The sequence below is a fragment of the Mesorhizobium sp. C089B genome (assembly GCF_030323125.1).
In the GTDB taxonomy this organism is placed as follows: Bacteria; Pseudomonadota; Alphaproteobacteria; order Rhizobiales; family Rhizobiaceae; genus Mesorhizobium.
In genome coordinates, this window is the sequence record NZ_CP100469.1 from 4,526,797 (window position 1) to 4,550,701 (window position 23,905).

The following is a 23,905-nucleotide window of genomic DNA, read 5'->3' on the forward strand; positions in this document are numbered from 1 at the left end:
CACCTGCCTGCCGGCATCCTCTCCCCGTATAGTGGCGGGGAAAGGGACGCTCTCGCCCAACAGTTCGCCAATTGCCGGCGGCGTCCGCCGGCTAACAACACGCCGGATATCAACCGGGAAAGAGGAAGGAGGAGGAAACCATGCGCTACCAGAACGCCACGGCCTATCGCTTCCTTACGCCCTACCTTCTGATCTTTGCCATCTTCTGGGTGTGGCCGATCATCTCCTCGTTCATGATTTCCTTCCAGGCGACGCGCACGGTGCCCTGGCGCTTTGCGCCGACGTTCAACTGGGGCCGCCTGATCGGCGACCCCGCTTTCTTCAACGCGCTGAAGAACACGCTGCTCATCCTCGTCATCCAGGTGCCGGTGATGATCTCGCTGGCGATCATCATGGCGGTGCTGCTGAACTCGCCGCTGCTGAAAGCACGTGGCCTCTACCGCTTTGCCTTCTTCGCTCCGGTGGTGGTCGGCGAGGTCGCCTATTCCGCCGTGTTCCGGCTGATGTTCAACCTGGATTTCGGCATCATCAACAAGCTCCTCGCCGGCGTCGGCCTGGCCAAGATCGACTGGTTCTCCAACGTCACACCGGCCATGGCGCTGATCATGATCGCGGTAACCTGGCGCTGGGCCGGCTACAACGCCATCATCCTGCTCGCCGGCCTGCAGTCGATCCCCGAGGACGTCTATGAAGCAGCGACGCTCGACCGCGTCAGCAAGCTCAAGCAGTTCTTCTACATAACGCTGCCGCTGCTCAAGCCGGTCATCGTGTTTTGCGCCGTGCTGTCGATCATCGGCACGATGCAGCTGTTCACCGAGCCGTTCCTGATCACGGAGCGCGGCGGCCCCGGCGGCGGCACCGAGACGCTTGGCCTGCTGCTCTACCGCCAGGGTTTTCGCTCGCTCAATTTCGGCTACGCCTCGGCCGTCGCCTACACCATGGCGGGGCTGGCAATCGCCATCACGCTGGTGCAGCTGTGGCTGACACGAGAGCCGAAATGAGAGGGGAGCCGAAATGAGTTCGCTGTCGCAACGCCGGCTCGGCCGCAGCGTCCTGCTGCATCTGGTCCTGACACCGCTGGCGGTGATCTGGCTGTTTCCGCTGTGGATGATGGTGGTGTTTTCGACCATGCCCGACAACGGCATTTTCAGCCCCGGCATCGAGCTTCTGCCGCACGGCAATTTCGTCGACAATTTCAACAACCTGCAGCGCGACACCAATTTCGTCGGCGCTATCGGCATTTCGGTGGCGGTGGCGGTGACCTACACCTTCTTCTCGGTGCTGCTGACCTCGATGGCCGGCTGGGCGCTCGCCCGCTATCAGTTCTTCGGCAAGGGCGCGGTGGTGGCGATCATCCTCGGCACCATCACGCTGCCCTATGCGGTGGTGCTGATCCCGCAATTCATCATGGTGGCGCGCGACTTCCAGCTCGCCAACACCTGGATTGCGCTGATCGTGCCACCCTTGTTCAATTCGCTGGGCGTGCTGTTCATGCGCCAGGCTTTCTCGATGATGCCGGCCGACCTTTTCGACGCGGCACGTGTCGAGGGCGTCAAGGAATGGCGTATCTTCCTGTTCGTCGCTTTGCCGCTGGCGCGGCCGATGCTGGCGGCGCTCGCCATCATCCTGTTCCTCGCCTCGTGGAACAATTATCTCTGGCCGCTTTTGATCAACAGCCAGCCCGGCGCGATGACGGCCCCTGTGGCGCTCGGCACGCTGATCGGCCTGACCAAGGTCTCATGGGGCGGCATCATGGCCGGCGCCGTCATGCTGACCGTACCGATGCTGGTCGTCTTCGTGCTGCTGCAGCGCCATTTCATCGCCGGCATCGCCGCCGGTGCCGTCAAGTAGGGACAACAGCGATATGGCGGCAGTCACCCTCACCAATGTCGTAAAACGCTTCGGCGTCTATGAGATCATCCATGGCGCCAACATCGATATCGCCGATGGCGAGTTCGTCGTCTTTGTCGGCCCGTCGGGTTGTGGAAAATCGACGCTGCTCAGGATGATCGCCGGGCTGGAGGATATCAGCGGCGGCGAGATCGCCATTGGCGGCAAGGTGATGAACGATGTCGAGCCGGCCGAGCGCGGCATCGCCATGGTGTTCCAGTCCTACGCGCTCTACCCGCACATGAGCGTGGAGCAGAATCTGAGCTTTGGCCTCAGGATGACCGGCAACCCCAAGGAGGACACCGAGCGGCGGGTGAAGCGGGCCTCCGAAATCCTGCGCATCACAGAGTTGATGGCGCGGCGGCCGAGGCAATTGTCCGGCGGCCAGCGCCAGCGCGTTGCCATCGGCCGCGCCATCGTGCGCGAACCGCAAGTCTTCCTGTTCGACGAGCCGTTGAGCAATCTCGACGCCGAGCTGCGCGTCCAGATGCGGGTCGAGATCTCGCGCCTGCACAAGGAGCTCGGCACGACGATGATCTATGTCACCCACGACCAGACCGAAGCGATGACGCTGGCCGACCGGATCGTCGTGCTGCGCGGCGGCCATGTCGAGCAGATCGGCAGGCCGCTCGATCTCTACGACAATCCCGACAACCAGTTCGTCGCCGGCTTCGTCGGCTCGCCGAAGATGAATTTCATCAAGGGCCGCGTCGTCGGGCGCAACACGAGCAGCGTCACCGTCGAGCTGGTGGGCGAGGAAAAGACCCGCATCATGCAACCGTTGACCGGCGCCGTGCCGCAAACAGGAGCCAAGGTCATTGTCGGCGTGCGGCCCGAACATTTCGGCAATGGCGGCGAAGGCGACGCCGACCTCACCGTCGGCATCGACGTGGTCGAGCATCTCGGCGGCACCAGCTTCATCTATGCCAGGACCGCCCATGGCGAAGACCTGGTGATCCAGCGCGACGCGGCAAAGGTCCCCGACACCCAGGAGATCACCGTGTCCATCCGCAAATCCTATCTGTTCGATGAAAACGGCCAGCGGCTGCGCTGACCTTCCAGCTATGCAAGGAGAATGATCATGACTGCAACCGCGCCCATCCGCTGGGGGGTACTCGGGCCCGGCGACATCGCCAAAGCGTTCGCCCGCGGCGTGGCAGGCTCGCGCACCGGCACGATCGTGGCGCTCGGCGCCCGCAATCCCGGCAAGGCAGGCCTGGCCGAGACGTTTCCCGGCGCCCGCATCCTCGACGGTTACGACGCGCTGCTCGCTGACCCCGAGGTCGACGCCGTCTATATCGCCATCCCGCATCCCGGCCATGCCGAATGGGCAATCAAGGCGGCGGAAGCCGGCAAGCATGTGCTGTGCGAAAAGCCGCTGGCGCTGACCGCCTTCGAGGCCGACGCCATGATCCATGCTGCGCGCAAGGCCGGCACCTTCCTCGGCGAAGCGTTCATGTACCGGCTGCACCCGCAGACGGCGAAGCTGGTGGAACTCATCAAGTCGGGCGTCATCGGCGATGTCAGGCTGATGAAGTCGAGCTTCGGCTTCGCCATGCCGGGCTTCATGCCCGAGCACCGGCTCTACGCCAACTATCTCGCCGGCGGCGGCATCCTCGATGTCGGCGGCTATCCCGTCTCGATGGTGCGGCTGATTGCCGGGGCTGCGACTGGAAAACCCTTCGCCGAGCCGGACAAGGTTGTCGGCACCGCCCATCTCGGCAAGTCCGGCGTCGACGAATGGGCCTCGGCGCTGCTGCATTTCCCCGGTGGCATCGTCGCCGAGGTGTCCTGCAGCATCTCGCTGAAACAGGACAATGTGCTGCGCATCCTCGGCACCAAGGGCCGCATCGAAGTGCCGGATTTCTGGTTCGCCGGCGGCGGCAACCGCGATGGCGGCCCTGGCCGGATCGATGTAATCCTCGCCGACGACACGCGCGATACCATCAGCGTCAACGAAACCCGCCATCTCTATTCCTTCGAGGTCGACGCCGCCGGCGAGGCGATCCTGGCCGGCAAACAGGAGTTCGCCTGGCCGGGCATGAGCTGGGCCGACAGCCTCGGCACGCTGCGCGTCCTCGACAGATGGCGCGCCGCCGTCGGGCTCGAATATGAGATCGAAAAGCCGGCTAAGCGAACCAACACCATTTCGGGCCGGCCGCTGCGCACCGGCGGCACGGCCATTGGCAAGCGCAAGATTCCGGGCCTGTCGAAGCCGGCCTCCGTGGTGGCGCTCGGCTTCGAGGATTTCCGCACCTTCTCGTCGGGCGCAATCCTGCTCGACGCCTTCTTCGAGACCGGCGGCAATCTGTTCGATACCGGCTATGTCTACGGCGCCGGCTACACCGAAACGCTGCTTGGCCAGTGGCTCAGGAATCGCGGCGTGCGCGAGCAGTCGGTGATCATCGCCAAGGGCGCCCACTCGCCGCTCTGCTATCCCGATGTCATCGGCAAGCAGCTCGCCCAGTCGTTGGACCGGCTGCAGACCGACCATGTCGACCTCTATTTCATGCACCGCGACAACCCGGATGTGCCGGTCGGCGAATTCGTCGATGCGATGGACGCCGAGGTCAAGGCCGGCCGCATCCGTGGCCCGTTCGGCGGCTCGAACTGGACGATGGCGCGCATGGACGAGGCGATTGCCTATGCCGAGCGCACCGGCAAGCAGAAGCCCGGCGTGCTCTCCAACAATTTCTCGCTGGCCGAGATGCTGGAACCGATCTGGGCCGGCTGCATCACCTCGTCCACCGACGACTGGAAATCCTGGCTGACGAAAAGGCAGATGCCCAACTTCGCCTGGTCGAGCCAGGGCCGCGGCTTCTTCACCGACCGCGCCGGCCGCGACAAGCAGGACAATGAGGAGCTGGTGCGGGTCTGGTACTCGGAGAAAAATTTCGGCCGCCGCGACCGTGCCATCGAGCTGGCGCAGCGCCTGGGCAAAAGTCCGATCCACATCGCGCTCGCCTATGTGCTGGCGCAGCCCTTTCCGTCGGTGCCATTGATCGGCCCACGCACGCTGGACGAGTTGGAGGACAGCTTGAAGGCGCTGGATATCAGGCTGTCGGCGGAGGATGTGGCGTGGCTGGATAGCGGGCCGGAAAGGCGGCGGGCTTAGCAGCTAATCTCCCCCCTTGAGGGGGAGATGTCGCCGAAGGCGACAGAGGGGGTCGCCTCGCGTGGAGCGCTAACCTCCTTCTGCAGCGGCAGGTAGGCCGAGCCCAGTCGAACCGACCCCCTCTGGCCTGCCGGCCATCTCCCCCTCAAGGGGGGAGATTAGCAGCTCATGCGTCCCACCTACCGATCGATCCGTGTCGACAAAATAATAGACGACGACGTCCGCTCGACCCCGTCCATCGCGCCGATCTCGTCCAGCAACGCATCCAGATCCCTGATCGACGGCGCGTCGACGATGACGATCATGTCGAAATTGCCGCTCACCGAGTGCAGCGTCCGTACCGGCGGCAGCGCCTGCAGCGCCCGCACCACCTTGTCGGCGAGCTTGGGCGTGACGGTGAGCAGCACATGCGCCCGCACCAGCCCCTGCTCGTAGTCCGGCGCCATCCGCACGCCATAGCCGGTGATGATGCCGCGCTGTTCCAGCCGCTCGATCCGGCTCTGCACCGTCGTGCGCGAAACGCCGAGCTGGCGCGCCAGTTCCGCGGTCGACGCGCGGGCATTGGCGCGCAGCAGGGAAAGCAGTTTTTGTTCGGCGTCACTGAGCATTTCGACGAACCTCGTCGGCGTATCGTTCAATTGCAGGGTTCATTTCGAACGATCCCACGCTTCCTTTCGACAGGCAAGCTGCGATTCTTGAAGGCATCGCGTCCACCGCGCGGCGGTCTGGGCCAAAGAGTTTTCACGAGGGGCAAGGTCATGAAGAAAATCATCGTCGTCGGCGCCGGCAAGATCGGCTCCACCATTGCAGGCATGCTCGCCGACAGCGGCGACTACCACGTCACCGTTATCGACCGCGCGGCGGCGCAGCTTGCCGCGGCCGAACTTCCCGCCGGCGTCGAGGGGCTGGAGCTCGATATCGCAGCGCCGGGCGCACTCGAGGCCGCCCTTGCCGGCGCCTTCGCCGTGCTGAGCGCCGCCCCCTTCCATTTGACCACGCGCATCGCCGAAGCGGCCGCCGCCACCGGCGTGCACTATCTCGATTTGACCGAGGATGTCGTCTCGACCCGCCGCGTCAAGGAGCTGGCCAAGTCGGGCAACAGCGCCTTCATTCCGCAATGCGGCCTGGCGCCGGGCTTCATCTCGATCGTCGCCAATGATCTCGCCAGCCGCTTCGACACGCTGGAAAGCGTTCGCATGCGCGTCGGCGCGCTGCCGCAATACCCGTCCAATGCGCTGAACTACAATCTGACCTGGAGCACCGACGGCGTCATCAACGAATATTGCGAACCCTGCGAGGCGATCGTCGAGGGCGAGCTGATCGAGGTGCCGCCGCTGGAGGAGCGCGAAGAGTTCTCGCTCGACGGCGTCACCTATGAGGCCTTCAACACCTCTGGCGGTCTCGGCACGCTGGCCGAGACGCTGAAGGGCAAGGTGCGCACGCTGAACTACCGCACCATCCGCTATCCCGGCCACGCGGCGATCATGAAGGCGCTGCTCAACGATCTCGGCCTGCGCCACCGCCGCGACGTGCTGAAGGATATCTTCGAGAGCGCCCTGCCGGCAACGCTGCAGGATGTGGTCATCGTCTTCGTCACCGTCTCGGGCCGCCGCAATGGCCGCCTGCTGCAGGAAACCTACGCCAACAAGATCTATTCGCAGCGCATCGGCAACCAGGTGCGCAGCGCAATCCAGATCACCACCGCCTCCGGCATCTGCGCCGTGCTCGACATGCTGGCCGACGGCACCTTGCCGGCGACCGGCTTCGTCAAGCAGGAAAACATCGCGCTGGATGCGTTTCTCGCCAATCGTTTTGGGCGCGCTTATGCGCAGCACGAGATGGTAAGCCGGCTGGCAAGCTGAGCTACTTCCGCAGAGCCATCGGTCGTCCGAGCAGAAACCGGATGAAGTTGCCTGCGGTCCGCGGCGCCATGCGGGGCTGCGTCGCCTGTCGTGGCGCGCTTTGCCTTCGCGCTGGCACCTTGGGTTCGACACCCGGTCGGCCCACCGTGAAGGAGGGCCCCGAGACCGGCTTCCCCCTCAACACGTTGGCGGCGTTGTTGTCATGGATGACGATGCACCATTGCGCGCCCTTCGATGCCCCCACGACGGTGTTGAAGCGCGTCGCCATTTTTGCGTGGTGCTCGCTGTAGACGCCGCTCATCGCCGGCGATCTCCTTTCGACCAGCGTGCCGAACGCCGACGTGACATAGTCGTGGTGCGTGTAGCGTCCGCTTGCCGTGTCGAAATTCTGGCCGTCCGGAAAGGCAATGTAGAGCGGCTGCAGGTCCACCACACGCTTTTCGATCTCCCGGCGCGCGTAGTGCTCGACGCGCTCCATGAAGGTCGGCGCCAGCGCGTCGTCGCTGTCGAGCCGCGTGAGCGAAACATAGTCGGCATCGGTATCGGCCTGGACGAAGGCATTGAAGCGATCATTGTAATCCTCGCCCGCCTCGACAAGGATCGGCCTGACGTCGACACCGGCCACGCAGCTGCACACGGTGCGAATATAGTTCTCGTGCGTATCGGCATCGAACGCCATAAGGACGGTAAAATCCTTCAGCGACTGGCCTTCGAGCGACGACGCGCAATAGGTGTCGAACAACGCCAGGCGCTCGACCAGCCAGACCGGGTCGAGATTGGCGCGGCCCTTTCCGTCCCACTGGCTTGGCTTGAAGCCAGCGGCGATGTTGTAGCGTATGGCGATGTATTTCTTCAGGCCGGTGTCCATGGACCGACACTTAGTACATTCCGCTGATCTGCGACAACCAACGGCTGAGCGGCCACCCTCCCCCTTGTGGAGAGGGTCGGCTCGCGGTCGGAGCGAAGCGGAGATGGCGAGACGGGGTGGGGGTGCGCCCTACGAGGACCCCCACCCCACTCCGCTTCGCGGATCGACCCTCCCCACAAGGGGGAGGGTAAAAACCCCTTCAAACATGCAGCGCGTGGCCCAGCGCCTTCAGCGCGGCTTCCTGGAACCCCTCGCCCTGCGTCGGATGCGCATGGATGGTCCCGGCGATATCCTCCAGCCGCGCGCCCATTTCCAGCGCCAGGCCGAACGCCGCCGCCAGTTCCGACACGCCTTGCCCGACCGCCTGGATGCCCAGCACCAGATGGTTGTCCGCGCGGGCGACAACACGAACAAACCCGTCCTCGCCGAGTTTCGTCATCGCCCGGCCGTTGGCGGCGAAGGGGAACTGGCCGATCTTGATTTCGCCTGAAGCCTTCGCCTCCTCCGGCGTTAGCCCTGCCGTCACCAGCTCCGGATCGGTGAAGCAGACGGCCGGGATCGAGCGCTTGTCCCAGCTGCGCTTGTGGCCGGCGACGATCTCGGCCACCATTTCGCCTTGCGCCATCGCCCGGTGCGCCAGCATCGGCTCGCCGGTGACGTCGCCGATGGCATAGATGCCGCGCATCGAGCTGCGGCACTGGTCGTCGATATTGATGAACTTGCCGGCCATGTCGAGATCGATCTGATCGAGGCCCCAGCCCTCCGTCACCGGCTTGCGGCCGACCGTGACCAGGATCTTGTCTGCCGCGATTTTGGTGCTCTTGCCGTCCGCGGTCTCGACCAGCAGCGCGTCGCCCTTGACCCCCTTGGCCTTGGCGCCAAGCATCACCTCGACGCCGAGCTGGGCCAGCCGTTTCACCACCGGCCGGGTCAGTTCCGCATCATACTGCGCCAGCACGCGCGGCAGCGCCTCGACCACGGTCACCGCGGCGCCCATTTTGGCGAACGCCATGCCGAGTTCCAGCCCGATATAGCCGCCGCCGACCACGGCGAGCTTTTTCGGCACCTCGCCGAGAGCCAGCGCTTCTGTGGATGAAATCACCGGGCCGCCGAACGGCAGGAACGGCAGTTCCACCGTGGCCGAGCCGGTGGCGATCACAACCGTTTCGGCGCGGATGATCTGGGTGCCGGTCTCGGTCTCGACCGCGACGGTCTTGCCGTCGCGGAACGTCGCCCAGCCATAGACGGTCTTGACCTTGGCCTTCTTCAGTAGCCCGGCAACGCCCCCGGTCAGCCGGCTAACAATGCCGTCCTTCCACGCAACCGTCTTGCCGAGATCGAGCACGGGCGCTGCTACCGAGATGCCGAGCGGACTGCTGCCGCCGGCCATATGCGCGACCTTCTCGAACTCTTCCGCCGCATGGATCATCGCCTTGGACGGGATGCAGCCGACATTGAGACAGGTGCCGCCCGGTTTGCCGGCTTCAACGATCACCGTATCGATGCCGAGCTGGCCGGCACGGATAGCGCAGACGTAGCCGCCGGGCCCGGCGCCGATGACCAGCAGCTTGCAGGAGATTTCTTTCATGGCGTGACCCTTTGATGCGAGGGAATGTTCCGTCGCGATCCTTCGCGCCCCCCTCTGTCCTGCCGGACATCTCCCCCACGAGGGGGGAGATCAGCAGCTTCTTCGCTTCGCTCATTCCTGCAACGATGGAGATTGGCGAAACCCTGCGTGACGTCCAATCTCCCCCCTTGTGGGGGAAATGCCTGGTAAGGCAGAGGGGGGCGCTGTCCCGCCGTCATCTCGGTCGTTCCGCCCCTCAATCCACGAATATCAGCGCTGGCGTCTCAATCAGCGCCTTGATCCGCTGCACAAACACCGCCGCATCCCAGCCGTCGACCACCCGGTGATCGAAGCTCGATGACAGGTTCATCATCTTGCGCGGGATGAACTGGGTGCCGTCCCAGACCGGCCGCACCATCATCTTGTTGACGCCGACGATCGCCACCTCAGGATGATTGATGACCGGCGTCGTCGCCACGCCGCCCATGGCGCCGAGCGAGGTGATGGTGATGGTCGATCCCGACAGCTCGTCGCGGCTGGCCGTGCCGGACTTCGCCGCTTCGGCCAGGCGGTTGAGCTCGGCCGCGCAATCCCAGAGGTCGCGCGCCTCGGCGTGCTTGACCACCGGCACCACCAGGCCCGACGGCGTCTGCGCGGCAATGCCGATATGGACGCCGCCATGCTGATGGATGATGCCGGCCTCGTCGTCGAACAGCGCGTTAATGTTGGGCTGGTCGGCAATCGCCTTGACCATCGCCCGCATCAGGAACGGCAGCAGCGTCAGCTTCGGCCTCTCCACACCCTTGCGCTTTTCCTTGTTGAGCGCCGCGCGCAACTCCTCAAGTGCTGTGACGTCGATCTCCTCGACATAGGTGATGTGCGGGATGCGTGACTTCGCCAGCGACATTTTTTCGGCGATCTTGCGCCGCAGTCCGATGACCTTGATATCCTCGACGCTGTCATTGCGCGCCAGACCCGACGCCTTCGCTACCTGCGGTCCGCGTGCCAGGAATGCCTCGATATCTTCGTGGCTGATGCGGCCGGCAGGGCCGGTACCCGACACCTGGCGCAGATCGATCCCCGCCTCCTTCGCCCTGAGCCGGATGGCGGGCGACGCCAGGGGCTTTTCGCCCTCCGGGCGCGGCGCGCCGGAGGGTGCCGCACCTTTAGATGTCGGCGCAGCACCCCCACCCTTAGCCCCTCCCCACAAGGGGGAGGGGGATTCAGTCTCAGCTGCCCGTGCGCTTTTGGCTGCTGGTGCAGGTGGTGGCGACTTGGCGTCGGATTTCGTCGCCGAAACGCCTCCCTCTTGTGGGGGTCCGGAGGACGGGCGAGACCCGTGGCTCGCCCCGGCAGGGGTGGGGGTCGGTGCCGCCGTGACCTCTGACGATTTCGAGCCTTCGGCGACATTGCCCTCCCCGCCACTTTCAGCCGCACGATGGGCGAGCCGATCGCCACCGTGTCGCCGATCTCGGCGCCCAGCCACAGGATCTCGCCATCGACCGGCGAAGGTATTTCCACCGTCGCCTTGTCGGTCATCACGGCGGCGAGCAAAGCGTCCTCGCGCACGAGGTCGCCGACCTTGACGTGCCATTCCACCAGCTCCGCCTCGGCAACGCCTTCGCCGACATCGGGCAGCTTGATGATGTGTTCGCCCATCCCTAGGCTCCCATGGTTTCGAGAAGCGCGCGGCCGACACGGGCCGGCCCCGGGAAATAATCCCATTCCTGCGCATGCGGGTAGGGCGTGTCCCAACCGGTGACGCGCGCCACCGGCGCTTCCAGATGGTAAAAACAATTTTCCTGCACCAGCGCCGACAGCTCGGCGCCGAAGCCGGAGGTCAGTGTCGCCTCGTGCACGACGACGCAGCGTCCGGTCTTCTTCACCGAAGCGACTATCGCGTCGAGATCGAGCGGCAGCAGGGTCCGCAAATCGATGATCTCGGCATCGATGCCGGTTTCTTCCACGGCCGCCTGCGCGACATAGACCATGGTGCCGTAGGCGAGCACGGTGACGGCCGAGCCCGCCCGGCGGATCGCCGCCTTGCCGAGCGGCACCGTGTAATGGCCGTCGGCGACCTCGCCCAGTTCATGCTTCGACCATGGCGTCACCGGTCGGTCGTGATGGCCATCGAACGGTCCGTTATAGAGCCGCTTCGGCTCCAGAAAAATCACCGGATCGGGATCCTCGATCGCGGCGATCAGCAGCCCCTTGGCATCATGAGGATTGGACGGCACCACCGTCTTCAGCCCCGACACATGGGTGAACAGCGCTTCCGGGCTCTGGCTGTGCGTCTGGCCGCCAAAAATGCCGCCGCCGGTCGGCATGCGGACAACGATCGGGCAGGTGAAATCGCCGTTCGAGCGGTAGCGCAGGCGTGCTGCTTCCTGCGTCAGCTGGTCGTAAGCCGGGTACATGTAGTCGGCAAACTGAATTTCCACGCATGGCTTCAGCCCATAGGCGGCCATGCCGATGGCGGAGCCGACAATGCCGGATTCGTTGATCGGCGCATCGAAGCAGCGGCTCTTGCCGTACTTCGCTTGCAGGCCTGCCGTGCAGCGGAAGACACCCCCGAAGAAGCCGACATCCTCGCCATAGACGATGACGCGTTCGTCGCGCGCCATCGACACGTCCATGGCGTCGCGGATCGCCTCGATCATGGTCCGTCTCGGCATGGTCAGACTCCCGCCTGCTGGCGCTGGCGCCTGAGATGCGGCGGCATCTCGGCAAACACGCCCTCGAACATCTCGCGCGTCGACGGCTTGCCGCCGGCATGCAGCGTGCCGTGGCCTTCAGCTTCCTTCTGCGCCGCGATCACCGTCTCGAGGATTTCCGCTTCGGCCTGGGCGTGACGCTCGTCCGACCAGACGCCGCGTTGAATCAGATGGTTCTTCAGCCGCATCACCGGATCGCCGAGCGGCCAGGCGTCGGATTCCGTCTTCGGCCGATAGGCCGACGGATCGTCCGAGCTCGAATGCGCGCCGGCACGGTAGGTGACATATTCGATCAGCGTCGGCCCGAGATTCTGCCGCGCCCGCTCCGCCGCCCATTTGGCCACGGCATGCACGGCGAGATAATCATTGCCGTCGACGCGCAGCGCCGGAATGCCGAAGCCGAGGCCGCGCGCGGCAAAGGTGCCGGAGCCGCCACGCGCAATGCCTTGAAACGTCGAGATCGCCCACTGGTTGTTGACGACATTGAGGATGACCGGCGCCTTGTACGTCGAGGCGAACACCAGTGCGGAATGGAAATCGGATTCGGCCGTCGAGCCGTCGCCGATCCACGCCGCCGCGATTTTCGAATCGTTGCTGATAGCGGAAGCCATCGCCCAGCCGACCGCCTGGATGTATTGCGTCGCCAAATTGCCGGAGATCGAGAAGAAGCCGTGCTCCTTCGACGAATACATGATCGGCAATTGCCGCCCTTTGAGCGGATCGGCCTCGTTGGAATAGATCTGGTTCATCATCGTGACCATCGGATAGCCGTCGGCTATAAGCAGGCCGGCTTGCCGATAGGTCGGGAAATTCATGTCGCCCGGCATCAGCGCCTTGCGGAAAGCGCAGCTCACCGCCTCTTCGCCCAGATGCTGCATGTAGAACGAGGTCTTGCCCTGGCGCTGCGCCATCTGCATGCGCGCATCGAAGCTGCGCAGCGTCATCATGTGGCGCAACCCCTCGAGCAGCTCCTCGTCGGTGAGCAGCCCGGCCCACGGCCCGACCGCCTCACCGGTGCGGTTGAGCACGCGGATGATCGAAAACGCCATGTCGCGGATGGTGCGCGGATCGACATCGATGTCCGGTCGCGGCACCGAGCCCGCCTTGGGGATAGGCACGTTGGAGAAGTCGGGCGTTCCGCCCGGCCGCACTTCCGGCTCCGGCACATGAAACCGCAACATCCCAGCATCGGTCATGACCATGGTCCTCCCATTTGCTGCGGTGATATTTGCACATCCGCGCGCCCGGCACAGCGCCAATTCATGGGGCGCCGCAACCCATCCGGCGTCACGGCCGGCGGGCGACCGCAAGATGCAGATATGTCGGCGAAATTTCTTGTCGATGTTGGGGAGCGGCGCGCAATTAGGCGCAAAGTTTTGCAGGATTTCCAGCAGATAGTCACTTCACGGCCTCCGGGAGAGATGAAGCACCAAGGTCCGCGAACTCGCGCTTTCCTCTCCCCGTGATCGGGGGAGAGGTGTCGAGCGAAGCTCGACGGAGTGGGGGTCGACCCTTGGGCGCTAGGCAATGCTTGAGATAGTGCCCTTCCTTTGTCCGTTCGCGGCGATTGTCACGTGGCTCCCCCACTCCGTCTCGGCTTCGCCGAGCCACCTCTCCCCCCTCCGGAGGGAGAGGAAGGGTGCCAAGGTCTCGAACGCTTTGGAGAACGTTCACTCAGCGACCGCATCATGCTAACCACCCTCCATGGCGCAGAAAAAAGGATACGAGGTCGATTCGTGGCTGGCGAAGCCTGACGCGCGCATATCGATCGTCCTGCTTTACGGTCCCGACCGCGGCTTGGTCGCCGAGCGGGCCAAAGCCTTTGCCGCGAAAACCGGCCTGTCGCTCGACGATCCGTTCTCAGTCGTCCGGCTCGATGGCGCGGAGGTCGATCGCGACCAGGGCCGGCTGCTCGACGAAGCCCGCACCGTGCCGATGTTCTCCGACCGGCGGCTTCTGTGGGTGCGAAATGCCAGCGGTCAGAAGGCCCTGGCTGAGGACGTCAAGGCGCTGACCGCGGAGCCCGCGCGCGACGCCATCATTCTCATCGAGGCCGGCGACCTAAAAAAGGGCGTCGGACTGCGCGCGATCGTCGAGGCCGCCGACACCGCCATGGCGCTGCCTTGCTACGCCGATGAAGCCCGCGACATCGACAGCGTCATCGACGACGAGTTGCGCAAGGCCGGCATGTCGATGGCGCTCGACGCACGCCAGGCGCTGCGCCGCAATCTCGGCGGCGACCGGTTGGCCTCACGCGGTGAAATCGAAAAGCTGGTGCTTTACGCCCACGGCCAGAAGGACATTGGCCTCGATGACGTCAGGGCGATGTCCGGCGACGTCTCCGGCGCCTCCTTCGACGACGCGGTCGATGCTGTGCTGGAAGGCAAGATCGGTGACTTCGACACCGCCTTCACCCGCCACTGCCTGTCCGGCGGCCATCCTTTCCTGGTGCTGTCCTCGGCGATGCGGCAGCTGCAGCAGCTTCAGGTCATGCGCGGCCAGATGGACACCGCCGGCCGCAACGCCGCCTCGGCCATGGCCGGCGCCCGTCCGCCGGTGTTTTTCTCGCGGCGCAAGCTGGTGGAGAAGGCGCTGGAGCGCTGGAACGTCGAGGCGCTCAGCCGCGCGCTGAACCGGCTGCAATCGGCCGTGCTGCAGACCAGGCGCAGGCCGGATTTGTCGGAAGCGCTGGCACGGCAGGCGCTGCTCGGCATTGCGGTGGAGAGCGCGAGGCTGGCGCAGCGGTGATCTCCCCCTTGAGGGGGAGATGTCGCCAAAGGCGACAGAGGGAGTCGCCGCGCGTGGAGCGCTGGCGCCTTTCGCAACGACAAACGAGGTCGGCACTTGATGCGAGACGACCCCTTCTGGCCTGCCGGCCATCTCCCCCTCAAGGGGGAGATCAGCAGTTCGATCCCTTCGGCAATCGCCAATAAAAAGAAGGGCCGGCACCGCCAGCCCTTCATCCTAAGCCAGAACTTCATTCGCCGGCTAAATATGGCGCAACCTCAACCTTCTACCGCTCGTCCTTCAACCGCCGGCATAGCTCGTCGAGCTGCTCCAGACTGCGGTAGTCCACGCGGATCGCGCCGCCCTTGCCCTTGTGCTCGATGGTCACGATCATGCCGATCGTGTTGGTCATCAGCTTTTCCAGCGCCAGCGTGTCGGCATCCTTGCCCGATACGCCGTGTGATGGTTTTGCCTTGGGCGGCGTGCCGCCCGCCGGCATCTGCGCCAGCGCCTCAGCCTGGCGCACCGAAAGCCCTTCTTCGACGATCTGCTTGGCTAGCCCGGCGGGATCCTGCGCCGTGACCAGCGTCCGGGCGTGACCGGCTGACAGCGCGCCGTCGACCAGCATGTCTCGGATGACGTCGGGCAGCTTCAACAGCCTGAGCGTGTTGGCGACGTGGCTGCGGCTCTTGCCGATGACATTGCCGAGATCGGCCTGGGTGTAGCCGTGATCGTCGATCAACTGCTGGTAGCCGAGCGCCTCCTCGACCGGATTGAGGTCGGTGCGCTGGACGTTCTCGATGATCGCCAGTTCGAGCGCCGTGCGGTCGTTGACGTCGCGCACGATGATCGGAATCTCGGTCAGCCCGGCGCGCTGCGCGGCGCGCCAGCGTCGCTCGCCGGCGATGATCTCATAGCGCCCGGCCTGCGTCGGCGAAGGCCGCGCCACCACCGGCTGCACCACGCCATGTTCGCGGATCGACTGGGCGAGATCGGTCAGGTCGGCGTCGCCAAAGTGCCGGCGCGGGTTTTTCGGGTTCGGGCTCAGGAACTCTATCGGCACCTTGCCGTCCGCATTCAAGCCCGGCTTTTCGGCTGCCACCGGGCGGTCGATCTCGCCGATCAGCGCCGCCAGTCCACGCCCCAGTCTCTTTCTCGAAAGGTCTTCGCTCATCTCAATTCCAGATTCTTGATGGTTTCGGTGACGGATCGGCTTGTTTATCGACCCTGCCTAATCAAGCGGCGCGCAATTTGCGCTCGCGGCGGATCACTTCGGACGCCAGCTGCAGATAGGCCTGGCTGCCTGAGCACTTGAGATCGTAGAGGATTGCCGGCTTGCCGTAGGACGGCGCCTCGGACACCCGCACATTCCTAGGAATGATCGTCTGGTAGACTTTGTCGCCCATATGTGCCCGCACGTCCTGCACCACCTGGTTGGCGAGGTTGTTGCGGCCGTCATACATGGTCAGCACGATGCCTTGGATGATCAGGTCTGGATTGATCGAACGACGCACCTGCTCCACCGTTTCCAGGAGTTGGCTTAGCCCTTCCAGCGCGAAGAACTCGCACTGCAGCGGCACAAGAACAGAATCGGCTGCTGCCATTGAATTCAAAGTCAAAAGGTTGAGCGAGGGCGGGCAGTCGATCAGCACATAGCCGAACGGCGCACCGCGCTCGGTGGCGGCGCGCAGCGCGTTGCGCAGCTTAAGCACGCGATCCGGCGCCGAGGCGATTTCCATCTCGATGCCGAGCAGATCGAGCGTCGACGGCACGATCGACAGGCCGGGCACCGCCGTTGGAATGGCGGCCTCTTCCAGGCCCAGTTCGCCGGTCAGCACATCGTAGGAGGAGACGGTGCGGTCCTTGCGGTCGATACCGAGACCCGTCGAGGCATTGCCTTGCGGGTCGAGATCGACGATCAGCACCTTTTCGCCGATGGCGGCCAGCGCCGTGGCCAGATTGATGGCGGTCGTGGTCTTGCCGACGCCGCCCTTCTGGTTGGCGACGGTGATGGTGCGAGGTCCGGTTTTCATGGGTCTGTGCCAGGTATTCATGTGGGCCAGGTATTCATTGCGTCGCCAAGGTTGCGAAGGAGAGCTTACGCCGTCCGCAGATCGGTCACTTCGAGGATGACGCCATGGGCGTCGGTCATGCTCGGATGTTCTACCAGATCGAAAGCCCAGCGGTGAGTGCTTTCTTCCACCTCGGAGCGGTAATCCCGGCCTTTGTGGAACAGCGCCCGCGATCCCTTGGTCAGCCACGGCGCCGACAGATCGAGCAGCGCCGGCAGCGCGGCCAGCGCCCGCGCCGTGATGATTTCCGGTGCGGAAACAAGCGCATAGCTGTCGTCGATGCGCCGGGCGACGACCCGTGCCGGCAAACCGAACTGGCCAATGACCGCCTGCAAAAACGATGCTTTCTTGCGGTTGCTCTCGACCAGATCGATCGACGCGCCGTCGCGCTCGCCCAGCAGGAAGGCCATTACCAGGCCCGGAAAACCGCCGCCCGAACCAAGATCGGCCCAGCGTTTGGCCTGGGGGGCGATTCGCGCCAGCTGCGCGCTGTCCAGAATATGGCGGCCCCAGACATCGTCCAGCGTCGACGGCGCGGCCAGATTGATGCTGCGGTTCCATTTCAGGAACAACTGTTCGAACGTCACCAACCGATCGAATGTTTCACGTGAAACCGGTCCCGCGGCCTCTTGCAGGCTCGCCCATGAGGCAGCGCTCACGCAACGGCCCTTTGCGCGGCCGTTTCAGCGTTGCGGACGTGCGCGACGATGATTGCCAGCGCCGCCGGCGTCATGCCTTCCATACGCTGCGCGTCAGCAATCGACCGGGGCTGACGCGTTAGCATCTTCTGCTTCAGCTCATTGGACAGGCCGGGAACATCGGCGAAATCCACCGACGCCGGGATCAACCGGCTTTCCTCGTGGCGGATCTGTGCGACATCTGCCTGCTGGCGATCAAGGTAAACCGAATATTTCGCTTCCGTTTCGAGCCGCTCGGCGGTTTTGAGGTCGATTGCGCCAAAGGCCGGCGCAACACGGGCCAGCCAGGCGATATCGACGCCGGGATGAGCGAGCAATTCGTAGGCGGAGCGGCGCACGCCGTCCCTGTTGATCTCCAGCCCATGCCGCGCTGCTTCGTTGGGCGTCATCGTTGTCGCAGCTGCGAGTTCGCGCGCCCTATCAAGATCCTGTGTGACTTGATTGAACCGCCGCGTTCGCTCCGGCGACACGATACCCAGCCGATTTGCCAGAGGCGTAAGCCTTTCATCGGCATTGTCGGCGCGCAGCGATAGGCGAAACTCCGCCCGCGAAGTGAACATGCGGTAGGGCTCGGCAATGCCGCGGCTGGTGAGGTCGTCGACCATCACACCGATATAGGCTTCGGTGCGGCTGAGCACGATTTGGTCGTCGGCCGCCGCCTTGCGCGCGGCGTTGAGCCCGGCGAGCAGGCCCTGCGCTCCGGCTTCTTCATAACCGGTGGTGCCGTTGATCTGACCGGCGAGGAAAAGCCCCGCAATACGTTTGGTCTCAAGCGTCGGCTCCAACTCGCGCGGATCGACATGGTCGTATTCGATGGCGTAGCCGGGCTGCAGCATGGTCGCGCGTTCCAGGCCCGGGATCGTCTTCAGAATGTCGAGCTGGACGTCTTCGGGCAGGGAGGTCGAGATGCCATTGGGGTAGACGGTGTCATCGTCCAGCCCTTCCGGCTCCAGGAATATCTGATGACCTTCTCGATCGCCGAACTTGACGATCTTGTCTTCGATCGACGGGCAGTAACGTGGACCTACGCCTTCGATCGAGCCGGAATACATGGCCGAGCGGCCGAGATTGGCGCGGATCAGCGCGTGCGTCGCCGGCGTCGTACGCGTAATACCGCAATGGATTTGCGGATTCTTGATTGTGTCGGTGAGCAGCGAGAACGGCACTGGATGTTCGTCGGCCGCCTGGCTTTCCAGCGACGCCCAGTCGATGGTGCGGCCATCGAGCCGCGGCGGCGTGCCGGTCTTCAGCCGTCCAAGCGCGAAACCGGCGCGGCTCATCGTCGCCGACAGGCCAAGGCTCGCCTGCTCGTTCATCCGCCCGGCGACAATCTTCCTGTCGCCAATGTGGATGAGGCCGCGAAGAAAGGTGCCGGTGGTCAGCACCACGGCGCCGCACGCCAACCGGCGCCCGCCGGCCAGGCGCACAGCGGCGACCCGTCCATCCACGATGTCGAAGTCCAGAACCTCGCCTTCGACGACGTCGAGACCGTTCTGCTGCCGAATCGCTTCCTGCATGGCCAGCCGATACAGCTTGCGGTCGGCCTGCGTGCGCGGCCCGCGCACGGCAGGGCCTTTGCGGCGATTGAGCAGGCGGAATTGGATGCCGGCAGCATCGGCGATGCGGCCCATCAGCCCGTCCATGGCGTCGATCTCACGCACCAGATGGCCCTTCCCGAGGCCGCCGATCGCTGGATTGCAGGACATGACACCGATCGTGTCGAAGCGCAGCGTCACCAGCGCGGTCCTGGCGCCGGCGCGCGCGGCAGCGCTCGCAGCCTCGCACCCGGCATGGCCACCGCCTACCACAACCACGTCATAGTGATCGATCATTGTCCCTTCCAGATTCAGAGATTTCCCGACACATGTCCCACGAGAGGACGCTGTCAAGGATTGCAGGTTGATTCGTTCACGTGGACCGGAGTGCTGAAAGCCGCAGAGGTGTTTCACGTGAGTCATGGAAGCGGCGAAGCCTCGTTTGGCGCTGCCCCTTATCTATCTTCCGGCATCTTCTCCCATGAACGGGGACAATGAGGGGCGGTGCAGGCTTTCGGCCACTTGCCCTTTTGCCAACCGTCTCGTTTCACGTGAAACGCACTTGGGCGGCCCCTATGTTTCACGTGAGTCACTCATACCAGCGCCCCGTCATGTTTCACGTGAGTCACTTTCCAATGCAAAACTGCGAAAAGATCACGTCCAGCAGGTCCTCGACATCCACCGCGCCGACAATCCGGCCAAGTCGGTCCGCCGCAAGACGCAGCTCCTCCGCCCGTAGCTCCTGGCCGCACTCTTGCCCCGACAAAGCCGAGATCAGAAAGCGCCTGGTCTCATTGAGCAGCTCCACATGCCGCAACCGAGACGGCAGGATGTCACCGGCATCGCCGATAGCAGCCGCGGCGCGCCTGCCGATCTCAGCCAGCAGTTCAGCCAAACCAGTGCCGTCCACCGTCGATATCAACGCATCATACGCCTCTGATCGCGGCGAACCTTTCAAGAGATCGACCTTGGTGCCGATTCTCAAAGCCGGGGCGTCAACAGGCATGTTGCCGATCGCAGTAGGGTCCGCCAGATCTTCCAGCAACAGCACCAGGTCAGCCGTATGCGCCTTGGCCCGCGCCTTTTCGATACCGATCGCTTCGATCTTGCCGGGCGACTCGCGCAGGCCCGCGGTGTCGGTTACCCTGACCCGCACTCCGTGGAGATCCAGCACCACTTCGAGCAAGTCCCGCGTCGTGCCGGGCTCGTCGGTAACAATCGCCGCCTCACGCCTGGCCAGCGCGTTGAACAGGCTGGATTTGCCGGCGTTCGGTGCACCGAGGATGACAACCTCAAACCCGTCACGGATGATCTCGGCGGCATGGAAGCCATCGACATGCCGGCCGATCTCGCCCACCATTGCGCGCACATCGGACCAAACCGTGTCCGAAACCGAACCGGGCACGTCGTCTTCGTCGGCGAAGTCGATTTCCGCCTCGATCATCGCCCGTGCATGGATCAGCCGACGGCGCCAGCCAAGATAGAGTTCGCTTTGCACTCCTTCGGCATTCTGCACGGCAAAGCGCCGCTGCGCTTCGGTTTCGGCGTTGACCAGATCGGCCAACGCCTCCGTCTCGACCAGATCCAGCTTGCCGTTGAGAAGAGCCCGGCGCGTAAATTCACCAGGTTCCGCATGACGCACGCCGTCAAACCCGGCAATGATCTCCAGCATCTTGCTGGCGACGGCGCGGCCGCCATGGACGTGGAACTCGGCGACATCCTCGCCGGTAAAACTGTTCGGCCCCGGAAAAAACAGCACCAGGCCGTTGTCGATAAGCGACCCGTCCACTGTTCGGAGCTTGCGCAGGGTCGCAACCCGGTCCTTGATCATGCCGTCGGCAACCGTTTCGACAGCGAATCGAGTTCTTGGTCCGGAGATGCGGATGACAGCGATGCCGGCAGGCAGGCGGCCGCTGGACAGCGCAACAATCGAATCGCCTGAAATCATTTGCCCGTTCTCACCGGTCGCCTAGCTGTCCGGTCGACAATCCCACGGCCGTCATGAACCGGCTGTTCGTCAATATCAAGGTCGATCGCGAGGAGCGGCCGGGCATTACCAAATCTGTATAGCCGCCTTGTCATCCATGTGCGAGCAGGCGGGTCCTAATTCCGACGCCAAGCAGTTCTGGGCGGGCCAGCAAGCCCTACGCAGGCCGCATCATTAACGCTTGTGCCTGGCCCCGAGCCGTGAAGCTGGACCTTCGCCCCCGACAGGCAAGCTTCGTTCCGGCTGCGAATCAGAATCCCGACCCGCGTCACGCCGATATTGTCGCCCCGATCGGAACGCATGCGAATCGATCGAACATTGGCCAGTGGCATCCGGCCGCCAACCGGCAGACCGGAGCTATGCACCGGCTATCCTGCCCGTGGCGCCGGATCCGTAGGAACCGAGCCGCTGTTGCGACGGCAGGTCAACCGGTGTTTCCGTCCAACGCCGAAGGAAGCGGCGTCGCATCAATGGATGGCGACCGCGGCCCGAACAGCAAATCCTTGGCCGCGACCACCGCTCCGACCGTGATCAGGATGCAAGCAACAGCCACCGACCAGTGAAACACACCAAAGCCTGCCAGCAGAAGCACGATGACCGAGAAGAGGGGCGCGGCATAGGAGAGGGCGCCGAGGATCATGATGTCCCCGTGCTTGCAGCCATAGTCCCAGGCGTAAAAGCCGGCGCCTAGCGGTATTACGCCCAAGATGACGATGGCGCTCCACTCCGTCGCCGTCTGTGCCCAGACGGTGGTCTCAAGGGTGAGGTGCAGCACCAAGGCGACCGCAGCCGTGATGAAGCAGTAACCGACGACCACATCGGTCGGCACCTTGCCAAAGCGGCGCGATAAAACCGAATAGCCGGCCCAGATGAAAGCGCAGAACAGCGCGATGACATGCCCCTTCATCACACCATTGGCCAGTCCGATCGTGCCGCCCTTGGTGATCACCACAATGGCGCCGGCAAGGCCGAGCACGACGCCCGCGATGTGATGGGCCCTAAGCTTTTCTCCAGGCAGGAAGGCGGCAAAGACGACGATCAGCAACGGCCAGAGATAGGCGATCAGGCTGACCTCGACCGGCGGCGCCGACTGGATGGCGAAGAAATAGGCGCAGTGGTAGATGCACAGCCCCGCTGTGCCGAGCGCCCAGACCTGCCACGGCTGGCGCAGCGACTTGATCGCCGCCGGACGGACAAGCCAGCTCGACGCGCCGACCAACCCGCCAAGCAGAAATGTCATCGCCGCCAGCTGAAAGGGCGGAATCGGTCCCGCCGCCGTCGAAAGCAGCGCCAGGAACGACCATGTCAGGATGGCCGAGAAGCCGATCAGGGTCGGGATTGTTTTCATGCGGCCTCCGATCTTCGAGACGGGATTACTCGCATGACGACAGCGATGGAAATTGCCGCCCAAGGCCACGCCCTGTCGGAAATGCGACCTGTTTGCCCCCGCAATGAAAAACCCCGTCCCGGTTTCCCGGAACGGGGTTTCATGCATGACCGATGATCCGGTGAAACTGCTTACGTGTTCATTGAATCGAAGAAATCGGCGTTGGTCTTGGTCTGCTTCAGCTTGTCGATCAGGAACTCGATCGCGTCGGTGGTTCCCATCGGCGCCAGGATGCGGCGCAGGACGAAGATCTTCTGCAGATCCTGCTTGGAGACCAGCAGGTCCTCCTTGCGGGTGCCTGACTTCAAAATGTCCATGGCCGGGTAGATGCGCTTGTCGGCGACCTTGCGGTCGAGCTGGATTTCGCAGTTGCCGGTGCCCTTGAACTCTTCGAAGATGACTTCGTCCATGCGGCTGCCGGTGTCGATCAGCGCGGTGGCGATGATGGTCAGCGAGCCGCCTTCCTCGATGTTGCGGGCCGCGCCGAAGAAGCGCTTCGGCCGCTGCAGCGCGTTGGCGTCGACACCGCCGGTCAGCACCTTGCCGGAGGACGGCACGACGGTGTTGTAGGCACGGCCGAGGCGGGTGATCGAATCGAGCAGAATAACGACGTCGCGGCCATGCTCGACCAGGCGCTTGGCCTTTTCGATGACCATTTCGGCGACCTGGACGTGGCGCACCGCCGGTTCGTCAAAGGTCGAGGACACGACCTCGCCCTTCACCGAACGCTGCATGTCGGTCACTTCTTCTGGCCGTTCGTCGATCAGAAGTACGATCAGATAGCATTCCGGATGATTGGCCGTGATCGAGTGGGCGATATTCTGCATCAGCACCGTTTTACCGGTACGCGGCTGCGCGTTGATGAGCGCGCGCTGTCCCTTGCCGATCGGCGCCACCAGGTCGATCACCCGCGACGAGATGTCCTTGCCGGTCGGATTGTCGATCTCCATCTTCAGCCGCTTGGTCGGATAGAGCGGCGTCAGATTGTCGAAATGGATCTTGTGACGGATCTTTTCGGGATCGTCGAAATTGATCGTGTTGACCTTGAGAAGGGCGAAATAGCGCTCGCCCTCTTTTGGGCTGCGGATCGGCCCTTCGACGGTATCGCCGGTCTTCAAGGAGAAGCGGCGGATCTGCGAGGGCGAGATGTAGATATCGTCGGGACCCGGCAGATAATTGGCGTTGGCTGAGCGCAGGAAGCCGAAACCGTCCTGCAACAACTCGACCACACCATCGCCGATGATCTCGACGTCCTGGGCGGCCAGTTTCTTCAGGATGGCAAACATCAGTTCCTGCTTGCGCATGACGCTGGCGTTTTCCACTTCGAGCGATTCGGCATAGGCGATCAGCTCTGGCGGCTTCTTGTTCTTGAACTCTGCGAGTTTCATTTCTTGCATAGACGGACTCTGAATCTGCTTTGGGGAAAATATATCGGCTGGATGCGATAAATGCCGGGCGCGGCCGAAAGCAATCAAGGGCGGCG

18 protein-coding genes and 1 pseudogene are annotated in these 23,905 nt (G+C 63.9%); 6 read left to right on the forward strand and 13 right to left on the reverse strand.

Annotated elements, in window-relative coordinates; genetic code table 11:
- Positions 1 to 140 precede the first annotated feature (140 nt).
- The 4 genes from NLY44_RS22340 to NLY44_RS22355 are packed head-to-tail and all read left to right on the forward strand — an operon-like array spanning position 141 to position 5,005.
- Positions 141 to 1,001: a carbohydrate ABC transporter permease gene (locus NLY44_RS22340; RefSeq protein ID WP_023672163.1), complete on the forward strand. Its 861-nt coding sequence runs from the start codon at positions 141 to 143 to the stop codon at positions 999 to 1,001.
- Positions 1,002 to 1,014: 13 nt separating this feature from the next.
- Positions 1,015 to 1,851 (forward strand): carbohydrate ABC transporter permease, encoded by an 837-nt coding sequence (locus NLY44_RS22345; RefSeq protein WP_023672164.1) that lies wholly within the window; start codon positions 1,015 to 1,017, stop codon positions 1,849 to 1,851.
- 13 nt (positions 1,852 to 1,864) lie between these two features.
- Positions 1,865 to 2,944 carry an ABC transporter ATP-binding protein gene (locus tag NLY44_RS22350; protein WP_023726711.1) on the forward strand — a complete coding sequence of 360 codons (1,080 nt, stop codon included), beginning with the start codon at positions 1,865 to 1,867 and terminating at the stop codon, positions 2,942 to 2,944.
- 27 nt (positions 2,945 to 2,971) lie between these two features.
- On the forward strand, positions 2,972 to 5,005 hold the full coding sequence (locus tag NLY44_RS22355; protein ID WP_023805870.1) for an aldo/keto reductase: 2,034 nt from the start codon (positions 2,972 to 2,974) through the stop codon (positions 5,003 to 5,005).
- 179 nt (positions 5,006 to 5,184) lie between these two features.
- Here the strand turns inward: NLY44_RS22355 and NLY44_RS22360 are convergent, their stop codons facing one another.
- Positions 5,185 to 5,613 (reverse strand): Lrp/AsnC family transcriptional regulator, encoded by a 429-nt coding sequence (locus tag NLY44_RS22360; protein ID WP_023805869.1) that lies wholly within the window; start codon positions 5,611 to 5,613, stop codon positions 5,185 to 5,187.
- Between the two features lie 150 nt (positions 5,614 to 5,763).
- On the opposite strand from NLY44_RS22360, the gene NLY44_RS22365 reads away from it, so the two are divergent.
- Positions 5,764 to 6,867, forward strand: coding sequence for a saccharopine dehydrogenase family protein (locus NLY44_RS22365; protein WP_023715718.1), 1,104 nt, complete (start codon positions 5,764 to 5,766; stop codon positions 6,865 to 6,867).
- A gap of 1 nt (position 6,868) precedes the next feature.
- On the opposite strand, the gene NLY44_RS22370 is transcribed toward NLY44_RS22365, so the two are convergent.
- The 5 genes and pseudogenes from NLY44_RS22370 to NLY44_RS22390 all read right to left on the reverse strand — a co-directional run bounded on the left by NLY44_RS22370 (position 6,869) and on the right by NLY44_RS22390 (position 13,212).
- Positions 6,869 to 7,735 (reverse strand): glycosyltransferase, encoded by an 867-nt coding sequence (locus tag NLY44_RS22370; RefSeq protein WP_286455040.1) that lies wholly within the window; start codon positions 7,733 to 7,735, stop codon positions 6,869 to 6,871.
- A gap of 199 nt (positions 7,736 to 7,934) precedes the next feature.
- Positions 7,935 to 9,323, reverse strand: coding sequence for a dihydrolipoyl dehydrogenase (lpdA, locus tag NLY44_RS22375; RefSeq protein ID WP_286455041.1), 1,389 nt, complete (start codon positions 9,321 to 9,323; stop codon positions 7,935 to 7,937).
- 235 nt (positions 9,324 to 9,558) lie between these two features.
- Positions 9,559 to 10,961: pseudogene (locus NLY44_RS22380) on the reverse strand (dihydrolipoamide acetyltransferase family protein).
- Between the two features lie 2 nt (positions 10,962 to 10,963).
- Entirely contained in the window at positions 10,964 to 11,977 is a 1,014-nt protein-coding gene (locus NLY44_RS22385; RefSeq protein ID WP_023687603.1) for an alpha-ketoacid dehydrogenase subunit beta, read from the reverse strand.
- Positions 11,978 to 11,979: 2 nt separating this feature from the next.
- Positions 11,980 to 13,212 carry a 3-methyl-2-oxobutanoate dehydrogenase (2-methylpropanoyl-transferring) subunit alpha gene (locus NLY44_RS22390; protein ID WP_023706775.1) on the reverse strand — a complete coding sequence of 411 codons (1,233 nt, stop codon included), beginning with the start codon at positions 13,210 to 13,212 and terminating at the stop codon, positions 11,980 to 11,982.
- A gap of 508 nt (positions 13,213 to 13,720) precedes the next feature.
- On the opposite strand from NLY44_RS22390, the gene holA reads away from it, so the two are divergent.
- The gene (holA, locus tag NLY44_RS22395; protein WP_023805866.1) at positions 13,721 to 14,764 is read left to right on the forward strand and encodes a DNA polymerase III subunit delta; all 1,044 of its coding nucleotides are present in this window, start codon (positions 13,721 to 13,723) and stop codon (positions 14,762 to 14,764) included.
- A 265-nt stretch (positions 14,765 to 15,029) separates the two neighbouring features.
- Here holA and NLY44_RS22400 read toward each other — a convergent pair whose 3' ends face one another.
- From NLY44_RS22400 to rho, 7 genes are all read right to left on the reverse strand, one after another.
- A complete protein-coding gene (locus NLY44_RS22400) occupies positions 15,030 to 15,917 on the reverse strand; it encodes a ParB/RepB/Spo0J family partition protein (RefSeq protein WP_023805865.1) in 888 nt (295 codons plus the stop codon).
- A gap of 61 nt (positions 15,918 to 15,978) precedes the next feature.
- A complete protein-coding gene (locus NLY44_RS22405; RefSeq protein ID WP_023805864.1) occupies positions 15,979 to 16,776 on the reverse strand; it encodes a ParA family protein in 798 nt (265 codons plus the stop codon).
- A gap of 65 nt (positions 16,777 to 16,841) precedes the next feature.
- A complete protein-coding gene (rsmG, locus tag NLY44_RS22410; protein WP_023708807.1) occupies positions 16,842 to 17,474 on the reverse strand; it encodes a 16S rRNA (guanine(527)-N(7))-methyltransferase RsmG in 633 nt (210 codons plus the stop codon).
- The gene (mnmG, locus tag NLY44_RS22415) at positions 17,471 to 19,345 is read right to left on the reverse strand and encodes a tRNA uridine-5-carboxymethylaminomethyl(34) synthesis enzyme MnmG (RefSeq protein WP_023805863.1); all 1,875 of its coding nucleotides are present in this window, start codon (positions 19,343 to 19,345) and stop codon (positions 17,471 to 17,473) included. The genes rsmG and mnmG overlap by 4 nt, the downstream gene beginning before the upstream one ends.
- Positions 19,346 to 19,673: 328 nt before the next feature.
- Positions 19,674 to 20,996 carry a tRNA uridine-5-carboxymethylaminomethyl(34) synthesis GTPase MnmE gene (gene mnmE, locus NLY44_RS22420; protein ID WP_023672115.1) on the reverse strand — a complete coding sequence of 441 codons (1,323 nt, stop codon included), beginning with the start codon at positions 20,994 to 20,996 and terminating at the stop codon, positions 19,674 to 19,676.
- A 463-nt stretch (positions 20,997 to 21,459) separates the two neighbouring features.
- Entirely contained in the window at positions 21,460 to 22,383 is a 924-nt protein-coding gene (gene yddG, locus NLY44_RS22430; RefSeq protein ID WP_023805862.1) for an aromatic amino acid exporter YddG, read from the reverse strand.
- 170 nt (positions 22,384 to 22,553) lie between these two features.
- On the reverse strand, positions 22,554 to 23,819 hold the full coding sequence (rho, locus tag NLY44_RS22435) for a transcription termination factor Rho (RefSeq protein WP_023672113.1): 1,266 nt from the start codon (positions 23,817 to 23,819) through the stop codon (positions 22,554 to 22,556).
- Positions 23,820 to 23,905 lie beyond the last annotated feature (86 nt).

Excerpts from the sequence above, each read along its gene's own strand:
- NLY44_RS22340 (WP_023672163.1), top strand. The coding sequence starts at position 141 with ATGCGCTACCAGAACGCCACGGCCTATCGCTTCCTTACGCCCTACCTT.
- NLY44_RS22345 (WP_023672164.1), top strand. The coding sequence starts at position 1,015 with ATGAGTTCGCTGTCGCAACGCCGGCTCGGCCGCAGCGTCCTGCTGCAT.
- NLY44_RS22350 (WP_023726711.1), top strand. The coding sequence starts at position 1,865 with ATGGCGGCAGTCACCCTCACCAATGTCGTAAAACGCTTCGGCGTCTAT.
- NLY44_RS22355 (WP_023805870.1), top strand. The coding sequence starts at position 2,972 with ATGACTGCAACCGCGCCCATCCGCTGGGGGGTACTCGGGCCCGGCGAC.
- NLY44_RS22360 (WP_023805869.1), bottom strand. The coding sequence starts at position 5,613 with ATGCTCAGTGACGCCGAACAAAAACTGCTTTCCCTGCTGCGCGCCAAT.
- NLY44_RS22365 (WP_023715718.1), top strand. The coding sequence starts at position 5,764 with ATGAAGAAAATCATCGTCGTCGGCGCCGGCAAGATCGGCTCCACCATT.
- NLY44_RS22370 (WP_286455040.1), bottom strand. The coding sequence starts at position 7,735 with ATGGACACCGGCCTGAAGAAATACATCGCCATACGCTACAACATCGCC.
- lpdA (WP_286455041.1), bottom strand. The coding sequence starts at position 9,323 with ATGAAAGAAATCTCCTGCAAGCTGCTGGTCATCGGCGCCGGGCCCGGC.
- NLY44_RS22385 (WP_023687603.1), bottom strand. The coding sequence starts at position 11,977 with ATGCCGAGACGGACCATGATCGAGGCGATCCGCGACGCCATGGACGTG.
- NLY44_RS22390 (WP_023706775.1), bottom strand. The coding sequence starts at position 13,212 with ATGACCGATGCTGGGATGTTGCGGTTTCATGTGCCGGAGCCGGAAGTG.
- holA (WP_023805866.1), top strand. The coding sequence starts at position 13,721 with ATGGCGCAGAAAAAAGGATACGAGGTCGATTCGTGGCTGGCGAAGCCT.
- NLY44_RS22400 (WP_023805865.1), bottom strand. The coding sequence starts at position 15,917 with ATGAGCGAAGACCTTTCGAGAAAGAGACTGGGGCGTGGACTGGCGGCG.
- NLY44_RS22405 (WP_023805864.1), bottom strand. The coding sequence starts at position 16,776 with ATGAAAACCGGACCTCGCACCATCACCGTCGCCAACCAGAAGGGCGGC.
- mnmG (WP_023805863.1), bottom strand. The coding sequence starts at position 19,345 with ATGATCGATCACTATGACGTGGTTGTGGTAGGCGGTGGCCATGCCGGG.
- mnmE (WP_023672115.1), bottom strand. The coding sequence starts at position 20,996 with ATGATTTCAGGCGATTCGATTGTTGCGCTGTCCAGCGGCCGCCTGCCT.
- yddG (WP_023805862.1), bottom strand. The coding sequence starts at position 22,383 with ATGAAAACAATCCCGACCCTGATCGGCTTCTCGGCCATCCTGACATGG.
- rho (WP_023672113.1), bottom strand. The coding sequence starts at position 23,819 with ATGCAAGAAATGAAACTCGCAGAGTTCAAGAACAAGAAGCCGCCAGAG.